The sequence below is a fragment of the Streptomyces sp. NPDC001002 genome (assembly GCF_053599215.1).
The window spans coordinates 1-22,275 of sequence record NZ_JBSFLV010000017.1; the positions used below are offsets into that span (position 1 = coordinate 1).

Consider the following 22,275-nt stretch of genomic DNA (forward strand, 5'->3'; position numbering starts at 1 on the left):
GGATCCAACCATGCTCGGCCGAGTGCTCACCGTTGCCCCAGCATCTCCAACACCGCGAGCCGTGTATCCCCGTCCGGGGTCTCCGGACACCTGGATCGTACGATCAGGTGGTATCGGACAGGTGGTAGAGGGACGTGGGGATGGCGGGACCAGCTGTTCTGCCCCGGGTGGATCCTTCGTCGGTCAGGTGGACGAAGTGCTGACCGCGGCGACCGCGCGTCGCAGCCGTGATCTTCCAGTTCGTTCTTTGCATCTGCCAGAACTCGCGTGCGTTGTTGCTGGTTCAGACGTTCGTTCGCAAGGCGTCCGAGATGGACTTGGCGCCGCCGTGCGAGGTGAGGCCGCCGTCGACCGGGATCTCCGCTCCGGTGATGAAGGACGCGTCGTCGGACAGCAGGAACACCACGAGGGGGGTGACGTCGTCGACGGTCCCGGTGCGGCCGAGCGGTGTTTCGCGGAGATTCGCCTCGCGGAACGCGGGGGCCGCGGAGGCGGTCATCGTGGTCTCGATGAATCCGGGGTGGATGGTGTTGACGCGGATGCCGCGCGGTCCCAGTTCCATGGCGGCGGTTCTCGACAGGCCGCGCAGCGCCCATTTGCTGGTCGTGTACGCGACGGGGTAATGGGCGGTTAGCGCCGCCGACGAACCGACGTTCACGATCGACGCGCCCGGGCGCATCAACGGTGTCAGGTACTGGATGCCCAGAAGGGGTCCCGTGACGTTGACCGCGTGGACTCGAGCCATGTCCGCGGGACGTACGTCGTCGATCCGGGCCCGCCAGGTGACGCCCGCGTTGTTGACCAGTCCGTGCACTTGGCCGTACGACTCCCTCAGCCCGGAGGCGAGTTCGGCCCACTCCTCGTTGCTGCTGACGTCGAGACGGCGGCAGCCAGGCGCCTCGGTCACGTCGGTGGAGATCACCCGGGCGCCCGCGCGGGTCAGTGCCTCGGCTTCCGCGGCCCCCTGACCGTCGGCCGCGCCCGTCACTATGACCACCTTGCCCAGAAGACGCTTGGTCACGGCCGCTCCCGGCTGCGACGCCGAGCGGTGGCAACCGGCACGGGATCGACGCCCCTCACCACGGTGTTGGAGACGGATCCGATGCCCTCCACGGTGAGCGTCACCGTGTCGCCGGGTTTGAGCGGCGCCGGGTCCTGCTCGCCTCGCAGTCCCCACAGTTCGGCGAGACACCCGCCGTTGCCGCACGTTCCGGAGCCGAGGATGTCACCTGGTCGGACGACGGTACCCCGCGAGGCGTAGGCCACCATCTCCTCGAAGGTCCAACTCATGTTGGAGAGAAGGTCCTTGCCGACCACCTCACCGTTGATCTCCGCTGTCAGCGCCAGCCGGAGGAAGCCGTCCGCGTCGCGGTACCTCTCCAACTCGTCCGCGGTGACCACGTACGGCCCGAGTGTGGTGGCGGTGTCCTTTCCCTTGCAGGGGCCGAGGCCGACCTTCATCTCGGCGGATTGCAGGTCGCGGGCGGACCAGTCGTTGAAGACGGTGTAGCCGATGATGTGGTCACGGGCCTGCTCGGGGGTGAGGTCGCGGCCCTCCTTGCCGATCACCGCGGCGACTTCGAGCTCGAAGTCGAGCACGCTCGATCCAGGGGGCACGGGGATGTCGTCGTGCGGGCCGTACACCGCGTAAGGGTTGGCGAAATAGAACGTGGGGGCCGCGTACCACCGCTCGGGCACACCGGCGGCGCCGTCCACGGACCGCCGTACGCCCTCGACGTGCTCCTCGAAGGTGACGAAGTCCCGCACGCTGGGCGGCTGGAGCGGCGGCAGCAGGCGTACGTCGGAGACGTGCGGCCCGGCCGGGATGTCGAGCATCACGGAGCCCGCGTCGAGCAGCGGGGGCAGACCCCCTCCTGCTGCGAGCAGGCCGGTCAGTGAGCTGACGCCGGGCAGGGGGTAGAGCGTGCCGTCCTCATCGACGACGGCCACCTGGCGTCGGTTGCGGTACTCGTACGTGGCGAAACGCATGGGCGGGTCCTGTCGGCAGGGAGGCGGGCGGAACGAGGCCGGGGGCGCGGCGGGGAGTCAGGGCATGACAAGGCTGCCGCGCCCCCGACGGGCGGGGGCCCGACCGGTCAGACCGGCGGGGCGACGAACACACCGCGGTCGACGTCGTTGAAGGACTCCTTGGTGACCAGTTCGTTCATGGGGTTGGCGGTGCCCCACTGGTCGGTGACCTCGGGCTGAGAGGAGTCGTAGACGTGGGGGTGCCAGGTGTCCTCGTCCAGCTCCTCCAGCTCCGTCGTGTACTCGACGGTGTTGCCGTGCGGGTCGAGGAAATAGGTGAAGGTGTTGTCGCCCGCCGTGTGCCGGCCCGGGCCCCAGACCTTCCGGAAGCCGGCCCGCATCACACGACCGGAGCCACGCATGTACTCGTCTATGCCGCGCATTTCGAAGGAGACGTGGTGCAAGGACGTGTGCGGGCCCTTGGCGATGGCCATGGAGTGGTGCTGGTTGCTGATCCGCATGAAGTGCATCACGTCACCGACGTGCGGATGGCCGAGCGTGTCGGAGAGGCGGAAGCCCAGATGCTGCTCGTACCAGGCGCGAGTCCTGTCCAGGTCAGGCGAGTTGAGGACCACGTGCGACAGCTTGACCGGGATCGACTCCTTCTCCTCGATCCTGCGGTGCTGTCGGACCGCCACGTCGGCCGAGACCTCGATGGTGCGGCCGTCGACGTCGAAGAAGCGGAAGCCGTAACCGCCGCCGGGAGTGTCCACCTTCCCCGGCTGGGAGATCAACTGGACACCACCGGCCTGGAGTTGCTCGGCGAGCGTGTCCACGTCGGCAGCTGAGGCGGCGCCGTAGGAGACCAGGTCGAGGCGCTTCTCGTCGGCCCTGCGCAGCCGTACGACGTACTGTTCCGGGCTGCCCTCGGCGGCGAGGAAAGAGATGCCGGAGTCCTCCGCGACCTGCGTCAGGCCCCAGACGCCGGAGTAGAAGTCGAGCTGCTTGTCGTAATCCGGCACGGCGAGGTCGACGTGCCGGAGGTGCGTGAGCAGACGGTTGCTCATGGGGGTTCCTCCTCAGACGAGGTTGAGCAGGGCGGCGGCGTTCGTGCCGCGCACGGAGTGGAAGTCGTGGTCGGTCAGATCCGCCGCGCGCAGTGCGGCCAGCGGGTCGTCCGTGCCCATGTCGAAGGGAAAGTCGGAGCCGAGCAGGACCCGGTCGGCACCGGCGACGCGCACCAACTCCCGTAGTACGTGCGGGCCGTGGACGAGCGAGTCGTAGTAGAGCTGCCGCAGATAGCTGCTTGGCTCTCGGGCGCAGCCGTGGGTGTCGGGGCGGGTCCGCCAGGCGTGGTCGGAGCGGCCGATGTGGGTGGGGAGGTAGCCGCCGCCGTGTGCCGCGATCAGTTTCAGGCCCGGGTGGCGGTCCAGGACACCGGAGAAGATCAGGTGGGAGAGGGCGACGGCGTTCTCGGTGGGCTGGCCGACGGTGTTGGACAAATACCACTGGTTGAGGCGCTCGTCGAGCGTGCAGCCGAAGGGGTGCAGGAAGAGGAGGGCTCCCGTTTCCTCGGCCCGGGACCAGAAGGGTTCGTACGCGGGGTCCGACAGTTCGCGGCCGGGCGCGTGCGAGGAGATCTCCACACCCCTCAGTCCCTGCTCCAGCGCATGGTCGAGCAACTCGGCGGTGAGGCCGGGGTGTTGGAGCGGGACGAGGCCCAGGCCGTGCAGCCGATCGGGAGCCTTCGCGCAGTGCGCCGCGGTGCCCTCGTTGGCCAACCGGCAGACCGTTGAGGCCAGTTGGGGCTCGGCCCAGTAGTGGTAGTGCGACGGGGACGGGCTGACCAGCTGGATGTCCACACCCTGCGCGTCCATGGCCGCTAGACGTACGGCGGCTTCCGTCAGCTTCGGCACGCGTGCGCCGACCATCGGGCCGTTCACGGCCAGGGCGGCCGGGCCGTTGCGGCGGGCGTCGAGGGCGCGGGCCTCGGCGAGGCCGGGACGACCGGCGACGGTCTCCTCGACCTCGGGAAGCAGGAGGTGGGCGTGGACGTCGATCGTCGGAGCGAAGGACGCGATGGCGGTCACGGGAGCTCCTTGAGGAGGGTCATGGTGCGGCCGATCAGCCCGGGCATGTCGGCATCGCGCACGCCGTCCAGCTGCCACTGGCCGATCTGCACGGATGCCTCGACGACCGTGCGCACCCGAGGAATGCGACGGTCGTAGTACGCCTGGAACAGCTTGTCGCCCCAGTCCTTTCCACTGCTGAGCAGCTCGGCGAGGACGAGGGCGTCCTCCAGGGACATGGCCGCACCCTGGGCCATGGTCGGCGGGCAGCAGTGGGCGGCGTCGCCGATCAGCACGACCCGGCCGCGGTGCCAGGAGCCCTCGACCAACAGGCGGTCGAACCAGGTGTAGTTGACCTTGTCCGGGTCGGTGATGTGCGCGGTGATCTCGGGCCAGGCACCGCCGTAGCCCTGTGCCAGGCGGCGCATCTCGTCGGCGTAGGCCGTCGGATCGACGGCGGCGCGATCACGGCACGCCTCGACGAGGTAGGCGTAGATGGTGTTGTCACTGGTGGGGCAGTAGCCGGCGATGTAGGCGGGGCCGCCGTAGGCGAGGTCGGTCCTTGTGACGCTCGTGGGCCGTGGGGCGGCGATGCGCCAGATGGCCATGCCGGTCGGCTCGGGTTTGTCGGTGATATCGATCGCGGCGCGGGTGGCCGAGCCCAGACCGTCGGCGGCGATCACGAGGTCGTAGCGGCCGGTCGTGCCGTCGCTGAGGCGTACGAAGACGCCGTCGGCGTCCTGGTCCAGGATCTCGGCGGTGGTGCCCAGTCGAATGCCGGCGCCGGAGGCGAGGACCGCGTCGATGAGAATCTGCTGCAGCTGAGGGCGCTGCATGCCGAGGGTGGCGGGCAGGTCCTTCCCGCCGGTCTGGATGTCCTCGGCGACGAACAGGACGGTGCCGTCGGGAGCGGTCACCCCCAGCGAGCCGAAGGCGTAACCGGACACTTCCACCTGTTCCCACACGCCCAGTTCGCGCAGGACCCGCAGGGCGTTGCCCTGGAGGGTGATGCCCGAGCCGGTGGTGGCGTTCCAGTCGGGTCGGGCCTCGATCAGGTCCACGTCCATGCCGGCGCGGCGCAGCAGGATCGTGATGGCGTTTCCTGACGCGCCCCCGCCGATGACCAGGACGGTGGGTGTCTCCCGGGCCGGGGGTCGGGGAAGGGTTGGGCTGTCAGCCATGTCGGGGGATACCTCCCGGGTCGGGCCGCGCGGCTTCGGGCGGCAGGGGTGCGGCTTGCCCGCCGGGGAGTGCGGGCCAGGGGTGGGGACGGGGATGCGGGCCGGATACGCCGTTTGCTGTCCGGGGAAGGGCACATCCGGAGACTGCTGGGGTTACCTGACGGCGATGCGGAAGGGGCTACTTGACGGCGATCGGGTTCACGGGGGAGCCGACCGCTCCGGTGATGGGGAGAGGAGCGGCGGTCAGCCAGAACTCGTGGACACCGTCGTCGGCGCAGTCGTCGGCGAGAGCGTCGAGATCCCACATCTCGCCGATGAGCAGGCCGATGTTGGGGATGGCGACCTGGTGCAGCGGCTGGAAGGCGTTGTCGAACTCGTTGGGCCGCACTTCGAAGCCCCAGGTGTCGGTGGCGATGGCGGCGATCTCGGTGGAGTGCAGCCAGTCGGCGGTGGTGAACGACAGCCCGGGGGCGGGTCCGCCCGCGTACTCGCCCCAGCCTTCCCGTCGGGCGCGGGTGAGCCGCCCGGTGCGGACGAGCACGATGTCACCGCGGCCGACACGCACGCCGTGGGCTTCCGCGGTCGCGGTCAGGTGTTCCTCGGTGATCGCGAAGCCGTCGGCCAACTCGCCGTCGGTTCCGATGACTTGACCCACGTCCAGCAGGACCCCTCGACCGGCGACGTGCGGAGCCATGTGCTCGATGCCGGTGACGAGGTCGCCGTCGGAGGTGACCACCTTTTCGGCCGCCCGGCCGTTCCACGCCTTGCCGTGGTCGAAGATGTGCCCGAGCCCGTCCCACTGCGTGGAGCACTGCAACGGCATCGCGATCACGTCGTCGGCGCCACCTATACCGTGGGGGAAGCCCTGGTTGCCGAGGGCGGCGTCGGTCCCGGTGTCCAGCATGGTGTGCACCGGGTTGGTGCGCCGGCGCCAGCCCTTCTGCGGGCCGTCCATGTCGAAGGCCTGCGAGAGCGAGAAGCTGACGCCCCGGCGGATCAGTGCGGCCGCCTCGCGGCGCTTGGCCTCGTCGAGGAAGTTGAGGGTGCCCAGCACGTCGTCCTCGCCCCAACGACCCCAGTTCGAGTACGCCTTGGCGGCCTCGGCGATCGCGCCCTCCGGGTCGCGCCGGTCCAGGTTCATGCCAGCACCTCCGCCACACAACGGGTGCGCTGCGCGCCCAGGCCGGTGATGGACCCCTCCATGACGTCACCGTCGCGCAACAGGCGTCCCCAGTGGATGCCATTGCCGGCCGGGCTGCCGGTCAACACCAGGTCGCCGGGAAGGAGTTGAGCGCTCTGGGAGGCGTACGACACCAGCCGTGCCACGCCGAAGAGCATGTCCTTGGTGGACTCGTCCTGCATGGTCTCGCCGTTCAGCTTGAGGGTGACGCGCAGGTCGCCGGGGTCCGCGACCGACTCGGCAGGGACGAGCCACGGGCCGAGCGGGGTGAAGCCGGGGGCGTTCTTGCTGCGCAGCCAGTCGGTGCCGATGGCCTTCATGTCACGGCGGAAGACGGTGGCGCGGTCGGTGAGGTCGTTGGCGATCGTGTACCCGGCGACGTACGCGAGGGCTTCCTCGACCGACACCCGGTGCGCGGGCTTGGCGATGACGGCCGCCAACTCCAGTTCCCAGTCCGGCTGTTGGGCCCAGGAGGGCAGGACGACATCGTCGTACGGGCCCGTGATCGCGCTCGGCAGGCCGATGAACACGTACGGCAGGTCCTCGGCGGCCCGGCGGTCCATGACCGCGGCGATCTCCGCGCGCGCCTCCTCGACCGTGCGCGGGTCGTCGGGGGAGCGGTGGGCGACCTCCAGGTCGATCACGTGCTGCCGATAGTTGGCGCCGGACTGGAAGATCTGGCGGGGCTCGATCGGGGCGTGCACCCGCAGGTCCTCCAGGGGGCGCCAGCCGAGGGTGTCGTCGTCCGCGAGGGAGCGCAGGACGGGGAGGGTCTCCTCCCATCGCTCCACGACGGCGCGCAGGTCGGCCGGTGCCCAGTTCAGGGTGCTGCTCAGGTCGAGTACACGGCCCTCAGCCAGAAGGCCGGGAAACGGATCACCGTCCTGAGCGGAGAACGTGCCGAGCGCGAACGGGCCGGCAGGTTGCGCGAGCGTTGCCATCAGATTTCCTCCTGCTGGGTTGCGGTCTACTGTGGCCTCGATCGACTAATCACGGAAATAGATCCTGTGGATGCAGTGAATCCATGGCGTGGATGGTTCCTGCTCGAATAGGTCTCGCATTGGTGGTGCCTGGTGAACCTGTCCCGACTCGACCTCAACCTGGTCCTCGCGCTGCGTGCGCTGCTGGAGGAGCGCAACGTCACCCGGGCCGGCGAGCGCGTCGGGCTCAGCCAGCCCGCGATGAGCGCCGCGCTGTCCCGACTGCGCCGCCATTTCGACGACGAACTGCTCGCCCGCACCGGCAACAGCTACGAACTGACACCACTCGGGGTTGCCCTGCGGGATCGCAGCGCGACCGCGTGCGACCTGCTGGAACGGGTCTTCGCCAGTCAGGCCGACTTCGATCCCGCCGCGGAGAGCCGCGAGTTCACCCTGCTCGCCTCCGACTATGGCGCCGCCGTGTTCGGGTCCGCGCTCGCCCGTGCCCTGCACCGGGAGGCGCCCGGCATCCGGCTCGCGTTCCAGCACTCGACGCCGGCGGCGGTGGAGAACACCGCCACGATGCTGAGCACCGTCGACGGGCTGCTGCTGCCGCACGGCATCATCGACGGCTTCCCCGCCGTCGACCTCCACCAGGACCGCTGGCTGTGCATGGTCGCTGACGACAACCCCGATGTCGGCCACGAACTCACCCTCGACCAGCTGGCCCGCCTGCCCTGGGCCGTCTACCAGCGCCCCTACGACGCCCCGGCCGCTCGCCAGCTCAGCATGATCGGCATCAGCCCCCGGGTGGAGGTCTCGGTGCAGACCTTCCAACTGCTGCCCCACATGGTCGAGGGCACCCGCAGGGTCGCGATGATCCAGGAGCGTCTGGCGCGCAGGGCGGTCCGCTCGGCCGCGGTACGGGTCCTGCCCTGCCCGTTCGAGGCGGTGCCGGTGCAGGAGGCGATGTGGTGGCATCCGGTGCATGCGCAGGATGCGGCGCATATCTGGCTGAGGCGGAAGGCCGCGGAGGTAGGCGCAACGCTCACGGAAGCCCCCTAAGGGGCGTGGGGCTGTATCAATGTGCGGCTCCGCCGCGTGGGCGCGACCAGCCACCGACACGCAGCGGTCGCAGCTGCCACGGACTGTGCATCGGCGGGTGCGACTGTTTCGTGGCTGGTCGCGCAGTTCCCCGCGCCCCTACGTGGGTTGTCCTGCCGTACGCCTATGGGGTGCCCACAGACCCATCGCGACGGCTGCGGCGACCAGCCCGAGCACGCCCACCGCCCCGGCGAGGCTGCCGACCGCCGACTCGCCGGCGAGCAGCACGAGCGGGCAGACGAACTCGCCGCCGAAGAAGGCCGCCAACCACAGTCCCGTGCCGCGTCCGCGGTCCTCGAACGCCAGTCGGGACATGGCGCTGGTGAGGAGGGCGGGCAGCAACATGCCGGTGCCCACGCAGTTGACGACGGCTCCGACGACCAGCAGTGGGGCGTTTCCCGCCAGGAACATCATCCCGAAGCCGACGGCGCAGACCGCGAGAACGGCGGGCAGCATCGGGTCGGGGGAGCGCTTGAGACGGGCGAAGGCGACCGCACCCCCGACGGTGGCGGCACTCGCGATCGCGGTGGCCAGGCCGATCACGCCGGAGTTCTCCACCCCCAGGTCGTCGAGCAGGTACGACATCTCGACCGGGACGGTGTAGAAGACCATCGCCCCGAAGAAGGTGAGGGCGCAGATGCCCGCCAACTGCCGCCAGGGGAAGACGCGTTGGAGTGCGACCCCGGCCGGGGTGTCCTCCGCGGTCGTGCGGGGTGCCGGGTTGGTGAGGACGGTGGCCATCAGCGGCGCGAGCACCAGGCTCACGGCGTAGACCCAGAAGGGCACGCGCCAGCCCGCCGACCCGGCGGCGCCGCCGAGCACGAAGAAGACGGTGGCCGACGCGGAGGCGCACATGGTCTGCAGGGCGAGATACTTCACCCGCCGGCGCCCCGAGTAGTAGTCGCCGATCAGTGTCGTGCAACACGTCATGATCGCGGCCTCGGTGACGCCGACGAGGGCGCGGCTGGCGATGATCGCCCCCAGCGAGTCCAGCCAGAGCGGCGCGGTACCGAACACGGCGTAGAGGAAGGTCGCCACGATCAACAGCCGCTTGCGGCCCAGCCGGTCCACGATCACACCGGCGAACGGGGCCAGGAGAGCCAGTGCCAACGCCGGCACGGTCAGCGCGAGGGGCACCAGGGCTTTGGCGCCGGGGACCGACTCGAAGTGGTCCTGCATCTTCGGCAGCACCGGGGCGATGAGCACCGCGCCCAGGATCGGCAGACAACTCCCTGCCATCAACAAGGTCACGCGCAGCAGATGAGCCGGCCCCGAGACGGGAACGGACGATGAAGCGGCATCGTCGACCGCGGCGGGAGACGGTGACGGAACGGAACCGGGCATGGCGACTCCAGGGACGGTGTACGGGAGCAGGCGTGCCTGACGGCGAGGACGCACGGCACGCTGGGGGACGCCGCACACCGGCGGCTGGTCCGGACAGCGGCGTGCGGGTAGGGACGACTATGGGTCGTCAGGGGTCCGGTCGCCATCCTTCGCGGGATCCGAATCCTCTATCCCGCCTATCCACACCATGGATGAGCTGCCCGTACACCCTGGGCGCAACGAGGGCATGCCGCAGAGCGGTTCCACCGCCTTCGCCGTGGTGGAACCGCCCGGGGTTGGCGTGAGTGAGGGTCAGAAGGCTCCGGGCGTACGGCCGAGGGTGCCTGTGGGGTCGCCGGGGTCGACGCCCTTGACCTGACCGAAGTAGAGCTCGACCTGGGAGCGGAAGCGCTCGACGGCGGCACGGTCGCTCATGAACTTCGCGAAGGCGTCGGGGTCGGTGTTCTTGTACGAGGCCAGAGCCTTGAGGCCGGCGGGCGGGGCGACATCCTTGCGGACGGACCAGGTCCAGGTGGCGATGGCGTTCTTCTGGACGACCTGGGAATCGAGCCAGCTCAGGAAGAGCTTGGCGCCGGCCTTGTGAGGTGCCTTCTTGAAGATGGCTCCACGCTGGGCCCAGGAGTTGAAGCGCTCGGAGTTCGAGAAGACCTGGGCGCCGTTGGGGCGGGCGTCGCCGCCGACGGCGATGGAGGCGAGGTAGTCGCCGCTCGCCACCCCGGCGGCGGAGCCAGGGACCCCGCGGATGAGCTTGGGGTTCTGCTGGACGAGCTTGGCCAGGTAGTTCCATCCGTACTCGTCGACGATCTGCTTGTAGCCGAACAGCACGGCGTCGTCGTCGTTGGGGTAGGTCAGGATCAGTTTGTTCTTGTAGGCGGGCTTGAGCAGGTCCGTGGCCTTGAAGTCGCCCGGCTTCGTGGGGAGTTGCTTGGCGTTGACGAGGTAGGAGAAGGCGCCGTAGAAGACGCCGGTGTAGTAGCCGTCCTTGTCCTTGGCGTTGGTGAAGACCTTGTCCCAGCCGACCGGCTTGTACTTGAGCAGGTCGCCCTGCTTCTTCCAGCGGTCGAAGTCCTGGGTGGTCTGGAGGATCGCGGCGTCGGCGACGAGGTGGCCGGTGGCGAGCTGGTTGTCGATGCGCGCGTCGTGGTACTTGCTCAGGTCGGTGATCAGGTGCAGTTGGACGTCCGGGAACTGCTGGTGGAACGCGGCGGCCAGGCTGTCCCACTGGCCGGGGGCGTCGCCGCCGATGTAGACGGTGACCTTGCCGCCCTCGGCCTTGGCCGTCTTGTAGAGCGCCTGGAGCTGGTCCTGTTCGCTCGCGCTGGTGTGCCGGTGCGTGGTGGTGTCGGCCATGGCGGTCGTGGTGAGGGCGGTCAGGGCGAGCGCGGTGGCGATGGCCGCGCCGATCAGCTTGTTCCTCTGCTGCATGGCGTTGTGGTGCCTTTCCTGTGCAGGCAATCGTTTGACATTTCAAACGTTGCGATGCGGGGCACGCTACGCCGTGCAGTTTGAGATTTCAAACAAGGGTCGATAGGGTGTGATCATGTCCACTGGTCCACGCTGGCTGGATGCCGAGGAGCGGCGAGCCTGGCTCGCGTACGTCGAGTTCTCCACTCATCTGTCCGATCACTTGAACCGCCAGCTGCGACGCGACGCGGGGCTGACGCACGCCGACTACACCCTTCTTGCGCACCTCTCTTCGCTCCCCGACCAGGCTCTGACCATGTCGGAGCTGGCCGAGCGCCTGAAGATCACCCGTAGTCGGCTCACGCACGCCGTGACCCGCCTTCAGCAGGCCGGCTACGTGGACCGCCGCGACGACCCCGCGAACCGGCGCAATCAGCTCGCCGTGCTCACTGACGGAGGACGTCGGCTTCTGGAGCGGGTGGCCCCGGGGCATGTCGAGGCGGTACGGCACGCGATCTTCGACGCGTTGACGCCTGATCAGGTCCGCCAGTTCGCGGAGATCGGCGAAGCGATCAACGCCGCACTTCAACACGTGGACGCGGCTCAGGACGAGGAAGAGACGCTGCCCTGGCGTCGGCGGTAGGAACGGTTGGCCAAGCGGGCTGCCGGTCGACCTCCAGTCGGATCAAGGTGCTCTCGATCAGGGCTGGTTCACACCTGTGGTTCACGAGCGTCCCCGGGGTCAAGGACCGCGAAACCATGACACCCGGCCGAGGTCAGGACGTGTGGAGACCCAGGTCGGCGGCGACCGAGTCGACGCGGACGAAGACCGACACCGGGAACTGTTCGTCGCAGTACTTGTTGCCGGACGACACGATGCCGACCACCTTGCCACCGCTGACGAGCGGTCCGCCGGAGTCGCCCGGGCAGATGCTGTCGGTGGTTCCCGGCCTCGGCATGCCGCACAGCATGGTCGCGGGGTCCGTGTCGGGGTCCGTATAGGGCTGGCAGTCCGCGACGGGGGAGAGGAGCAACGTGGCCTGCTTGAGCCGGGTCGCGGACTCGCCGGGTCCGGTACGCCCCCAGCCGAGCACGGTGGCCTTGCGGCCGTCGGCGACCAGCTTGGCATCCTTGGGGCCCGCCACCGGGATCGTGCGGTAGGGCATCGGCCGGTCCAGGGTGAGGACGGCGGCGTCGTAGGCGTAACCGGGCGCGCCGTAGCGCGAGTCCAGCCGGTAGGACGTCACCTTCCGCACGGTGCCGCCGGTGCTGTCCACCTTGGTGCGGCCACCGATGACCCGCAGCGCGGAGACGTCCCCGGCGCTCTCCACACAGTGGCCGGCGGTGAGCACCTTGGTGGGCGTGACGAGCGTGCCGCCGCAGAACGGGCCGCCGTCGAGTTCGATCTTCATGGCGTACGGTCGGGCGTCGGTCGTGGCCGGACCGCCGCCTTTCACCGCGGAGGCGGGTGTGGCGGCGGCCCAGAGTGCGGCCGCGGTGAGCGTGGCGGTGACGACGGCCGCGGAACGCATCGCGGCGCGCGAGGATCTGACGGCGGAACGGATCGTCATGACGGTTTCCCCCTGAACTGCGTGGTGCGCGGCCGGTCGGCCGTCGCATCCTTTGGTCGGTGGTGAAGGCATGTCGCGGGCATCGGTCGGTTGCTGGGAGCGCCGGTGCGGCTTACGCGGTGACCGAACCGCTCGGCCGAAGTCACCAGTAGTGAACCCGGAGTTCGTAGTCGTCCCCCGGAACCCGGCTTCCGTTGATGCGGACCTCCGTGGATACCCAATGAACTCGGCGGACGCCTCACACGCTGCCATTGATCCGCAAAAGCGGAAACTTCCTTCAGCCACAGCTGAAAAGCCCGGTTCACCGCTGCGGGCGTTCCGTGACGGGACAACTGTCCGGCGCCCGTGGTGATGTCACACGAGCAGCCGGGCGAGAATGGGAACCGTCCCGGGTCGCCAGGTCCCCATGAGGGCTGTGCCGAGTCACTTCCAGCCGAGCCGTCGGCTGTCCCAAGGTCTCTGCAGATCCGTGGGCAACGGAGTTGTTCCCGTTTATCGAGGCCCCGACGGTTCGGCCGGTCGATTCGGCAGAGCCTCGGCATTCTTGGCGGCGGCTGCCGCGACGGTCGCCAGATCGTCACCCGAGAAGCCGGCGCGGCTCAGTACCGCCAGGGATTTGTTCGTCGCCAGCGTGCACAACGCCAGCTCTGCCGCCTCCTGTTCACCGGCCCCCGCCGCCAGGAACGCCTGCTCCAGCCTCCCCCGCAATCCGTCGATCGTGGCGCGGACCATCGCCTGCCCCTCCGCGTCGAGCGCCGGGAGCTGCGTTGCCGACATCGTGAGCAGGCAGCCGTCCGGGACCGTCGGGTCGGCGATGCGATTCAGAGCGACCTGCAAGTAGGCGGCCACCACGGCGCTCGGGCTCGGGTGGGGGCCGGACAGCGCTTGCTCGTACTGCGGTTGGTAGGTCTGCGCGTACCGTTCGAGGCTTTTTCGGAAGAGGGCGCTCTTGTCGCCGAAGGTGCCGTAGAGCGAGCCCCGGCCCAGGCCCGTGCCCTCGGTCAGGCGATCGATCGACGCCTCCGAATACCCCCAGCGCCAGAAGACGTGCATCGCACGTCGTAGCGCCTCGTCCACGTCGAACTGCTTGCGGCCTGCCATGGTCCGTCACTCTACACATCTTGTAACGATCGTTCAAGGATGGGTATGGTCGCCGGCATGACCAACTTGAGTTCGCTGCGACTGCCTGAAGGATTCCTCGACGTCTTCACCAGTCGGCTCGTGGAAGTGAACGGACTGCGGCTGCACGCGGTCACCGGCGGGGACGGCCCGCCGCTGCTCCTGATCGGTGGCTGGCCCCAGACCTGGTACGCCTGGCGGGAGGTGATGCCCGCGCTCGCCCGCCGGCACACCGTCGTCGCCGTCGACTCGCGCGGAGCCGGGCTCTCCGACAAGCCCGACGACGGGTACGACGCCGGCACGCTGGCCAACGATCTGGTCGCGTTGATGACCGAGCTCGGCCACGACCGGTTCGACGTCGTCGGCCACGACATCGGCACGTGGACTTCATACGCCCTCGCCGCCGATCACCCCGAGCGGGTGGGCCGTCTCGCCATCGTCGAAGCGGCGATCCCCGGTCTCACGCCGTCCCCGCCGTTCTTCGGCCCCGCCGCGGCCAACCTGAGGCTCTGGCAGTTCGGCTTCAACCGGCTCACCGACCTCAACGAGGAACTGGTCCGGGGACGCGAACAGCTCTTCTTCGGCTGGCAGTTCGCCACCAAGGCCGCCACCCCGACCTCGATCCCCTCGTACGCCGTCGACGTCTACGTCGACGCCATCACCGCGGATCCGCGCGCGCTGCGGGCGAGCTTCGCGTACTACCGGGCGCTGGACGAGACGATCGCGCAGAACGAGCAGCGCGGCAAGACCCGGCTGACGCTGCCGGTGCTCGCCGTCGGCGGTGCGCTGTGGAGCGGCGAGAGTGCGGCCCAGACGATGCGGCTGGCGTCCGACGACGTCACGGGGGTCGTCCTTGACGACTGCGGCCACTACCCGGCCGAGGAGCAGCCGGCGCGGTTCGTCGAGATTCTGGAGGACTTCCTCGCGGCCAACCGGTAGCTCCGCGGCGAGGCCCACGCCGACGTCTGTGCTCAGTGTGGTCTGTCCGTGATGGCCGACGACTGTCGTGGTGGCCTGCTTCCCGTCACTGGTTGTCGTGCTCTGCGGGGGACATGTTCCGCTCTCCGTCAGCGGGCGATGGAGAGGGCGAAGGGCGCGAATCCGCTGGACCGGATCACGTGCGGGACGAACAGGATCGCGGCCTCGGTGGCGCGAGCGGTCTGGATCCCGCCGAGGTCGGTGATCCACTCATTGCGCCAGCCCAGATCGATGAGCAGTTCGCGGACGATCTGCTTGGCCTGCGGGTCCTCGCCGGAGAGGAAGGCGCTGGGTGCCTGGGTGAGTGTGGCGGGCGCGGTCATCACTGAGAAGAGCATGGTGTTGAGAGTCTTGACGACACGCGTTTCGGGGAGCGACTCCTGGAGTTGCTCGGCGAGGCTCGAGCCGGGGTAGAGCAGGTCGGCGGGGAGTCCGTCCGGTCCGTCGACGGTGGCGTTGGAGACGTCTACGAGGATCTTGTCCCGCAGTTCCTCGCTCAGCGCGGTGAGCCGCTCCAGGGAGCTCTCTCCCGGCGTGGCGTTGATGACGATCCGCGCGGTCCGGGCGGCGTCGGAGGCAGAGCCGGGCGAGCGGTCCGCCACGGTCACCTCGTGCCCGGCTCGGGTGAGAGCTGTGGCCAGGCTGCCGCCAACACGGCCGTTCCCGAGAACTGCGATCTTGCTCATGATGATCTGGTCCTTCGCGTGTTTGCAGGTCGTGGTGTGCGGTCAGCGCGAGAGCGTGGCGACGGCCTCAGCGTGTACGCCGGGTGCGGCGGCCAGGAAGCTCTCGCTCGCCGGCGTCCACGGGCGACCCTCGGCGTCGGAGATCCGTCCGCCCGCCTCGGTGACGAGCAGTGCTCCGGGAAGCAGGTCCGCGCGGGCTCCGGCGAACTGCCAGAAGGCCTCGATCCGGCCGGCGGCCACGTTCAGCAGGTGCAGGGTGGCGGGCACCGAGGTGCGTACCACCAGTGCGTCGAGGAGCATGCCGGTGATCGAGGAGCCGACGCGCCGCACGACCTGCTCGTCCTCGTCGGGCCTGGCCTGGCTGGTGGCCACGATGCTCAGGCCGAGGTGGGCGGTGTCGGAGACGTGCAGGGGCCGGTCGTCGAGGTGGGCGCCGGCGCCGGCGAGCGCGGTGTAGGTCTCGCCGGTCAGGGGCAGGTGGACCGCGGTGAGCACCGGCTGGTTGTCGCGTACGAGGGTGGCGGTTACGGCCCAGTCGGGCAGCGCGTGCAGGTGGTTGACGTTGCCTTCGGCCGGGTCCACGACCCACCATTCGCCAGCTGGCAGGGCCCCGCCCGCAAGCTCGTCCTCCACCCAGCGGGCCTGCGGGCGCAGTTGGGAGAGACGGGGACGCAGGACATCGAGGGCAGCGTCGTCGTTGGCGGCGAGCGCGCGCATCAGCTCTTCACGGGTCTGGTAGCGGACCACGTCACCGAAACGCTCCTGCAGCACCGAACCCGCCGCACGTACGGCAATGACCGTGTGCGCGAGCAGGTCGGCGTCGGAGGTGGCGACGTCAGTGGTCTGAAGCGTTTCGGACATGGTGAAACTCCCGTGTGAGCAGGGGTGATGAGGTCGGTCGGGCCGAGTTGCGCGTTCCGTCTCGCGCTCTCGCCTCGAAGGTATGCACCCCCGTCATTAACTTCAACTGCATGTCAGGCACGCCTAGGATTACTCCCATGCAATTGGATTTGAACCTCCTCGCCGCGCTCGACGCGCTGCTGGAAGAGGGCAGCGTGGCCGGGGCAGCCGCGCGCCTGCACGTCACCGCCCCCGCGATGAGTCGGAGCCTGGGCCGGATCCGGCGCACGACGGGGGATCAGATCCTGGTACGCACAGGACGCACGATGACTCCGACGCCGTACGCGATCGCCGTCCGGGAGCAGGTGCACGAGCTGCTCCAGCAGGTCCAGGGCGTGCTGGCGCCGAGCCGCGAACTCGACCTCACGACGCTGGAGCGCACCTTCACACTCCGCTGGCACGATTCCCTCGTCGCCCTCAGCGGCCCGGCACTGCTCGCGGCCGTGCGCGGACAGGCACCCGGCGTGCGACTGCGCTTCATCGCGGAATCGAGTACCGACACCCCCGAACTGCGTCGCGGCGAGGTCGACTTGGAGGCGAACGCCAACCGCCCGACCGCACCGGACATCCGCGCCGAGAACGTGGGCGAGACCCGGCTCGTCATCGCCGTGAGGCAGGGGCACCCCCTCACCCGAGTCAAGGCCGTCACCGCCGAGCGGTACGCCGCGGCCGAGCACATCAACATCTCGCGACGCGGAAGCCTCAGCAACGCCCTAGACGACGCCCTCGCGCGACTCACCCTCACCCGTCGCGTGGTGGCGACCGCTCCGACGGAGGCGGCCGCGCTGGAATTCGCACGCCGCTCGGATCTCCTGATCACCGCCCCCGAAGCCACCACACGTTCCGCGGCGGCGGACCGCGGCCTGGTTCTGCTCCCCCTGCCGCTCGAACTTCCGTCGGCCCCGATATACCTGTCGTGGCATCAGCGCTACGACACGGACCACGCGCACACCTGGCTGCGCGGGCTGGCACGGACAGCGCTGACCATGAGCGGAGCGTCGTAGCCGGCGAACATGACAGGCCTGGCCCGCCGGCACGAGAGGCCCTCGCAGCCGGCCCGGTTGCTCGCGGTCATCCGGCGCCCGGTTGCCAACCGGTCGACTCTGACCGGTTTGATGCGTCCGGGGAGGCCACAACGACCTGTTCCAGTGCTGGGCCGATAGTCTGCGCCGGTCCCGCGGGTATCCGCGGTCAGTGCCGCCCGCCCAGGATGATTTTCCAGACGCGTGTCGCCACCTGCAGATTGAGCCGGGTGTCCACATCCGTCAGGTCGCGGTCGGTGATCTCACGGATGCGCTGCAGCCGGTAGCGCAGGGTGCTGCGGTGGACCGTCAGCGCGGCGGCCGCGTCGTCGTAGTTGCCTCCGCAGTCGAAGTAGCGCGAGAGCGTCTCCACCAACTCCGCGTCGTGCCCCGCGTCGTAGTCGATCAGCCGGCCGAGCCACTCCCGCACGAAGCCTTCGAGCTCCCGGAGTGAGTTGCCGGGCCCCAGGATCCGGTACAGCCCGAGTTCGTCGAAGAAGGTGGTTCCGCTGCGCTGGCGGGAGTTCTGCCGCACCTCCAGGGCCCGCAGTGCTTCCTGATAGCAGCGGGGGACGGCGTCCGGGGAGTCGCAGGGGGTGCTCACCCCGATCGCTCCGTCGGGCGTCCCCAGCTCATGGGCCAGGGCCGCGTGCACGGCATCGTCGTTCGGCCTTGCTTCGGTCAGCAGGACCACCCGGTCACCGCGACGGGTGATCAGCGGACGGGTCGCCGTGGCGGCCGCGTTCTGCTCGACGGCACGGGCGAAGGAGTCGTCCGGGGCGTCGCCCGGCCACAGCACCACGACCACGTAATGGGTACGTCGCAGGTCGTGGCCGACGGCTTCGGCCCGGGCGTAGGCACTCGTCTCGTCCGTGCCCTCCAACAAGTCGTCGATCAGCTGGCGGCGCAGCCGCACTCCGACCTCGGTGAGTTCGCGCGTATGCATGAGCTCCTGGGCGAGCAACTGCTGGGCGTGATCCAAGGCGAACACGGTGTGCTCGTCGGCCGTCGCCTCGGGGTCCTCGACGGCGAGTACGCCGAGGAGTTCGCCGCGCGGCCGGGCCAGGGCGATCAGCCGGTCCTTGACCTTGACCGGGCCCGCCTCGTGCGCGATCTGCCGCAGCATCTCGTCCTGGTGGGTCGAGGACCGTACCGGATAGGGGTCGGGCCGGTCGGGACCGGCCCAGGACCTCAGGTTGCCGAAGCGGTCCTCGATGAGTGCCGACAGCCCGGTGAGCTCGTACAGCGCTTGGGTGATGGCGTCCTCGCCGCCACCCCGGGCGGCGACACGGGCGAGCGTCTCGTGCACGGTCTCCTGCAGATGCAGCTCGGAGCGCATCGTGTCCAACTGCCGCAGCGCGGTGTCCCGTTCGGTGCGGAGTCGACTCGGTTCGCCGGCGTTGTCATGGTGCGCGGGGCGCGTGGCCGCCATCGACAGAGCCGCCGATGTGAGCCCCACGAGGGTCGAGAGGAGGAAGTGTCCCTGCTCATCGGGCTCGGACGCGGAGGAGACCACGATGTAGCCGAGCAGGCGGCCGGCCCCGCGCAGGCCGAACGCCCAGGTCCAGGACGACTCTGGAAGGGATACGGAGCCGTCGGCCGCGCCCAGCTCCTTCATCCGTGCGTCAGCGACCGTTGTCGCTCCGCCATCGGGGCCGGGGACGCGGGACAGACCGTCGCCCGTCGCGAGGTATCCGGCCTCGGCGCGGTAGGGGCCGAGGGCGCTGACATGCCGCATGGCCAACCGCAGGATCTCACTCTGCTCCGCGCAGGTGAACAGGGTGTGGGACAGCACCAGCAGCCCGTGTGGGTCCAGCGCCGCGAGCGGACGGGGGTCGTGCCGTTCGGTGCCCGCGGTGTTGCTCGGGTGGTGGGTCACTTCCATGGCGGAGACGTGGGAGGACAGCCTCCGTGTCGGGTGGCGGTCCATTGATCACTCCGTTCTCCTCCGGACATCGGAGGCGATCGAGCGAATCGTGGGATCCGTGTCTGGGCGAACCCCGAGTACCCAGCCTAGGCGCGGACATCGAACTTGTCCGAATTTGGGCCTTGTTCTCGTGGACCGACCGGCTGCGTCATTTTCCGGCCTGCCGGGGTCAGGCGGAGCGCGCTGCCCACTTGCCACTGTGGGCTTGTCAGGGATCGTCGGGCGCACCGGTGAAAGCCGCGTCGAACGGCGGGACCGGTACCAGCACACGCGGCGCGGCTTTCGAGAGCAGCCGCCCGCGGAGCGGTCCCGCGGTCACCTGAGCCAGTGCGGAAGATCAGGCGCGACTCCGAGGGCGAAGGGGGGCGCCCGTCCCGGAAGGAGTTCCTCATGGCCAAGGCAGTAGGCATCGACCTGGGTACCACGAACTCGGTGATCGCCGTCTGGGAGGGCGGCGAGTCGACGGTCGTACCCAACAGCGAGGGCAACCGTACGACGCCGTCCGTGGTGGCCTTCACCGACACCGGCGAGCGCCTGGTGGGCCAGCTGGCCCGCCGCCAGGCGATCCTCAACCCCAAGGGCACCATCTACTCGGCCAAGCGGTTCATCGGCCGACACTTCGACGAGATCTCCGAAGAGGCCAAGGCCGTCACGTACGACGTGGTCGAGGGAGACGGCGGCGCCGCCCGCTTCAAGGTGCGCGACAAGCTCTACGCGCCCGAGGAGATCAGCGCGCAGGTGCTGCGCAAGCTCGCCGACGACGCCTCCAAGCAACTGGGCGAGCGGGTCACGGAGGCGGTCATCACGGTGCCCGCCTACTTCAACGACGCCCAGCGCACCGCCACCAAGGACGCCGGACGGATCGCCGGTCTGGAAGTGCTGCGGATCATCAACGAGCCGACCGCGGCCGCTCTCGCCTACGGCATGGACAAGAAGCAGCACGAGACCGTGCTCGTCTTCGACCTGGGCGGCGGCACCTTCGACGTCAGCGTCCTCGACGTCGGCGACGGCGTGGTGGAGGTGCGATCCACGGCGGGAGACACCCATCTGGGCGGCGACGACTTCGACCGCCGGCTGGTCGACCAGCTCGCCGACGGCTTCCAGAAGGAGAACGGCATCGACCTGCGCAAGGACCCGCAGGCGCTGCAACGTCTGTTCGAGGCCTCCGAGAAGGCCAAGACGGAGCTCAGCTCAGTGACCCAGACGCAGGTCAGCCTGCCGTTCATCACCGCCGACGCCTCCGGGCCCAAGCATCTGACCACGACGATCATGCGGTCCACGTTCGAGCAGATCACCGGCGACCTGGTGGAGCGCTGCCTGGGCCCGGTGCGGCAGGCCATGGACGACGCCAAGGTCAGCGACAACGACATCGACGAGGTCATCCTCGTCGGCGGCTCCACCCGCATTCCCGCGGTCCAGGCCCTGGTGCGGAGGCTGACCGGCGGCAAGGACCCCAACATGAGCGTCAACCCCGACGAGGTCGTGGCGATGGGCGCCGCGATCCAGGCCGGGGTCCTCAAGGGCGAGGTCAAGGACGTCCTGCTGCTCGACGTCACCCCGTTGTCGCTGGGCGTGGAGACCCGCGGTGGCGTGATGACGAAGATCATCGAGCGGAACACCACCATCCCGGTGCGCCGCACCGAGACTTTCTCCACCGCCGAGGACAACCAGCCCGCCGTCGATGTCGTCGTCCTGCAGGGGGAGCGGGAGAGGGCCGCCGACAACCGGGTTCTGGGCCGCTTCCAGCTCACCGACATCCGCCCAGCGCCGCGCGGCGAGGCGCAGGTCGAGGTCACCTTCGACGTCGACGCCAACGGCATCCTCAACGTCACCGCGCGCGACAAGGACACCGGCAAGGAGCAGAGCATCACCATCAGCGAGAGCTCCAACCTCGACCGTGGCGAGGTCGAACGGATGGTCCGGGAGGCCGACAGCAACCGCGACCAGGACCAGGCCCTGCGCGAGGCGGTCGACGCCCGCAACGAACTGGACGCCATCGCCTACCAGGTCGAGAAGCGCCTCGGTGAGCTCGGCGACGCCGCGCCCGCACATGAGAAGGCCCGCGCCGAGATGCTGGTGACCGAGGCCCGTGAGGCGGTCAAGGACGAGGCCGGGGCGGACAAGGTCCGGCCGCTGACATCCGAACTGCAGCAGGTCTTCGCGGGGCTCGCGGCCCACCAGGCGGGAGCCGCCGCGGGCGGTCCGGCGGGCGCCGGCTCACCGGACGGATCCGGTGCCGGCGGTGCCGCGCCGGGCGGCGGGGACGACGACGTGATCGACGCCGAGTTCGACAAGGGCTGAGGTGCCGGCCATGCCCATCCCACCCCGGGGCTCAGAGCCCCACTCGCCGCCGGAAGGCGCCGTACAGCCGCCGCGCGGGGACCTTGAGCAGCCCGGACCGCCGACCGAGGAGGCCGAACCGGGGCCCGACGCAGCAACCGGTGCCGCCGCACCTGACGACACACACGCCGTCGCGTTGCGAGAGGCCGAGGACCGCTGGCGCCGCGCCCTGGCCGACCTCGACAACCTGCGCAAACGCCATGTCAGGGAGCTGGCGCGGGAGGGCGCGGCCGAACGCGCCCGTACGGCTGCGGCCTTCCTGCCCGTCATCGACAACCTGGAACTCGCCCTGAGCCACGCGGCCGCCGACCCCGGTGCGATCGTCGAAGGCGTCCGCGCTGTGCGTGACCAGGCCGTGAACGTCCTGGAGCGGCTGGGCTACCCGCGCCACGCGGAGATCGGCGCGCCGTTCGACCCGGCCCTGCACGAGGTGGTCGGCGTGGTCCAGGATCCCGACGCGGAGCCGAACACCGTGGTCCAGGTGCTGCGACCCGGCTACGGCGAGGCCGAGCGGCAGCTGCGGCCCGCCGCCGTCACCGTCGCCAAGCGGGAGTGAGCGGCC

At 69.5% G+C, this 22,275-nt stretch carries 20 protein-coding genes; 6 read left to right on the forward strand and 14 right to left on the reverse strand.

What is annotated here, in order from left to right:
• Positions 1–283: 283 nt before the first annotated feature.
• The 7 genes from ACWDR3_RS10785 to ACWDR3_RS10815 form a co-directional block, all read right to left on the reverse strand.
• A complete protein-coding gene (locus ACWDR3_RS10785) occupies positions 284–1,021 on the reverse strand; it encodes an SDR family NAD(P)-dependent oxidoreductase (protein ID WP_450352126.1) in 738 nt (245 codons plus the stop codon).
• Entirely contained in the window at positions 1,018–1,989 is a 972-nt protein-coding gene (locus tag ACWDR3_RS10790; protein ID WP_450352127.1) for a fumarylacetoacetate hydrolase family protein, read from the reverse strand. Before ACWDR3_RS10790 ends, ACWDR3_RS10785 begins: the two co-directional genes overlap by 4 nt.
• Before the next feature lie 107 nt (positions 1,990–2,096).
• On the reverse strand, positions 2,097–3,035 hold the full coding sequence (locus tag ACWDR3_RS10795; protein WP_450352128.1) for a VOC family protein: 939 nt from the start codon (positions 3,033–3,035) through the stop codon (positions 2,097–2,099).
• A 12-nt stretch (positions 3,036–3,047) separates the two neighbouring features.
• The gene (locus ACWDR3_RS10800; RefSeq protein WP_450352129.1) at positions 3,048–4,058 is read right to left on the reverse strand and encodes an amidohydrolase family protein; all 1,011 of its coding nucleotides are present in this window, start codon (positions 4,056–4,058) and stop codon (positions 3,048–3,050) included.
• The gene (locus ACWDR3_RS10805; protein WP_450352130.1) at positions 4,055–5,218 is read right to left on the reverse strand and encodes an FAD-dependent oxidoreductase; all 1,164 of its coding nucleotides are present in this window, start codon (positions 5,216–5,218) and stop codon (positions 4,055–4,057) included. The genes ACWDR3_RS10800 and ACWDR3_RS10805 overlap by 4 nt, the downstream gene beginning before the upstream one ends.
• Positions 5,219–5,396: 178 nt before the next feature.
• Positions 5,397–6,359, reverse strand: coding sequence for a cyclase family protein (locus tag ACWDR3_RS10810; RefSeq protein WP_450352131.1), 963 nt, complete (start codon positions 6,357–6,359; stop codon positions 5,397–5,399).
• Positions 6,356–7,339 carry a fumarylacetoacetate hydrolase family protein gene (locus ACWDR3_RS10815; protein WP_450352132.1) on the reverse strand — a complete coding sequence of 328 codons (984 nt, stop codon included), beginning with the start codon at positions 7,337–7,339 and terminating at the stop codon, positions 6,356–6,358. Before ACWDR3_RS10815 ends, ACWDR3_RS10810 begins: the two co-directional genes overlap by 4 nt.
• A gap of 132 nt (positions 7,340–7,471) precedes the next feature.
• Here ACWDR3_RS10815 and ACWDR3_RS10820 point away from each other — a divergent pair, with 132 nt between their 5' ends.
• A complete protein-coding gene (locus ACWDR3_RS10820; protein ID WP_450352133.1) occupies positions 7,472–8,383 on the forward strand; it encodes a LysR family transcriptional regulator in 912 nt (303 codons plus the stop codon).
• A 138-nt stretch (positions 8,384–8,521) separates the two neighbouring features.
• On the opposite strand, the gene ACWDR3_RS10825 is transcribed toward ACWDR3_RS10820, so the two are convergent.
• Together ACWDR3_RS10825 and ACWDR3_RS10830 are read right to left on the reverse strand one after the other, a co-directional pair.
• Complete coding sequence (locus ACWDR3_RS10825) at positions 8,522–9,766, reverse strand: MFS transporter (protein ID WP_450352134.1); 1,245 nt, start codon at positions 9,764–9,766, stop codon at positions 8,522–8,524.
• Positions 9,767–10,057: 291 nt separating this feature from the next.
• Complete coding sequence (locus ACWDR3_RS10830; RefSeq protein ID WP_450352135.1) at positions 10,058–11,191, reverse strand: ABC transporter substrate-binding protein; 1,134 nt, start codon at positions 11,189–11,191, stop codon at positions 10,058–10,060.
• A 115-nt stretch (positions 11,192–11,306) separates the two neighbouring features.
• Between ACWDR3_RS10830 and ACWDR3_RS10835 the strand changes: the two genes are divergently transcribed.
• Entirely contained in the window at positions 11,307–11,813 is a 507-nt protein-coding gene (locus tag ACWDR3_RS10835) for a MarR family winged helix-turn-helix transcriptional regulator (protein WP_450352136.1), read from the forward strand.
• A gap of 133 nt (positions 11,814–11,946) precedes the next feature.
• On the opposite strand, the gene ACWDR3_RS10840 is transcribed toward ACWDR3_RS10835, so the two are convergent.
• Both ACWDR3_RS10840 and ACWDR3_RS10845 read right to left on the reverse strand, forming a co-directional pair.
• On the reverse strand, positions 11,947–12,741 hold the full coding sequence (locus ACWDR3_RS10840; protein WP_450352137.1) for a S1 family peptidase: 795 nt from the start codon (positions 12,739–12,741) through the stop codon (positions 11,947–11,949).
• 492 nt (positions 12,742–13,233) lie between these two features.
• Entirely contained in the window at positions 13,234–13,842 is a 609-nt protein-coding gene (locus ACWDR3_RS10845; protein WP_450352138.1) for a TetR/AcrR family transcriptional regulator, read from the reverse strand.
• Between the two features lie 57 nt (positions 13,843–13,899).
• Here ACWDR3_RS10845 and ACWDR3_RS10850 point away from each other — a divergent pair, with 57 nt between their 5' ends.
• On the forward strand, positions 13,900–14,799 hold the full coding sequence (locus ACWDR3_RS10850; protein WP_450352139.1) for an alpha/beta fold hydrolase: 900 nt from the start codon (positions 13,900–13,902) through the stop codon (positions 14,797–14,799).
• A gap of 128 nt (positions 14,800–14,927) precedes the next feature.
• On the opposite strand, the gene ACWDR3_RS10855 is transcribed toward ACWDR3_RS10850, so the two are convergent.
• Together ACWDR3_RS10855 and ACWDR3_RS10860 are read right to left on the reverse strand one after the other, a co-directional pair.
• Positions 14,928–15,524, reverse strand: a complete 597-nt coding sequence (locus ACWDR3_RS10855; RefSeq protein WP_450352140.1) for an NADPH-dependent F420 reductase — start codon at positions 15,522–15,524, stop codon at positions 14,928–14,930.
• Between the two features lie 42 nt (positions 15,525–15,566).
• On the reverse strand, positions 15,567–16,385 hold the full coding sequence (locus ACWDR3_RS10860) for an inositol monophosphatase family protein (protein ID WP_450352141.1): 819 nt from the start codon (positions 16,383–16,385) through the stop codon (positions 15,567–15,569).
• A gap of 137 nt (positions 16,386–16,522) precedes the next feature.
• On the opposite strand from ACWDR3_RS10860, the gene ACWDR3_RS10865 reads away from it, so the two are divergent.
• Positions 16,523–17,428 carry a LysR family transcriptional regulator gene (locus ACWDR3_RS10865; RefSeq protein ID WP_450352142.1) on the forward strand — a complete coding sequence of 302 codons (906 nt, stop codon included), beginning with the start codon at positions 16,523–16,525 and terminating at the stop codon, positions 17,426–17,428.
• Between the two features lie 187 nt (positions 17,429–17,615).
• Here ACWDR3_RS10865 and ACWDR3_RS10870 read toward each other — a convergent pair whose 3' ends face one another.
• Positions 17,616–19,376 (reverse strand): PucR family transcriptional regulator, encoded by a 1,761-nt coding sequence (locus ACWDR3_RS10870; RefSeq protein WP_450352143.1) that lies wholly within the window; start codon positions 19,374–19,376, stop codon positions 17,616–17,618.
• A gap of 387 nt (positions 19,377–19,763) precedes the next feature.
• Between ACWDR3_RS10870 and dnaK the strand changes: the two genes are divergently transcribed.
• Positions 19,764–21,674, forward strand: a complete 1,911-nt coding sequence (gene dnaK / locus ACWDR3_RS10875; protein WP_450352144.1) for a molecular chaperone DnaK — start codon at positions 19,764–19,766, stop codon at positions 21,672–21,674.
• Between the two features lie 10 nt (positions 21,675–21,684).
• Positions 21,685–22,269, forward strand: coding sequence for a nucleotide exchange factor GrpE (gene grpE, locus ACWDR3_RS10880; protein WP_450352145.1), 585 nt, complete (start codon positions 21,685–21,687; stop codon positions 22,267–22,269).
• Positions 22,270–22,275: the final 6 nt, after the last annotated feature.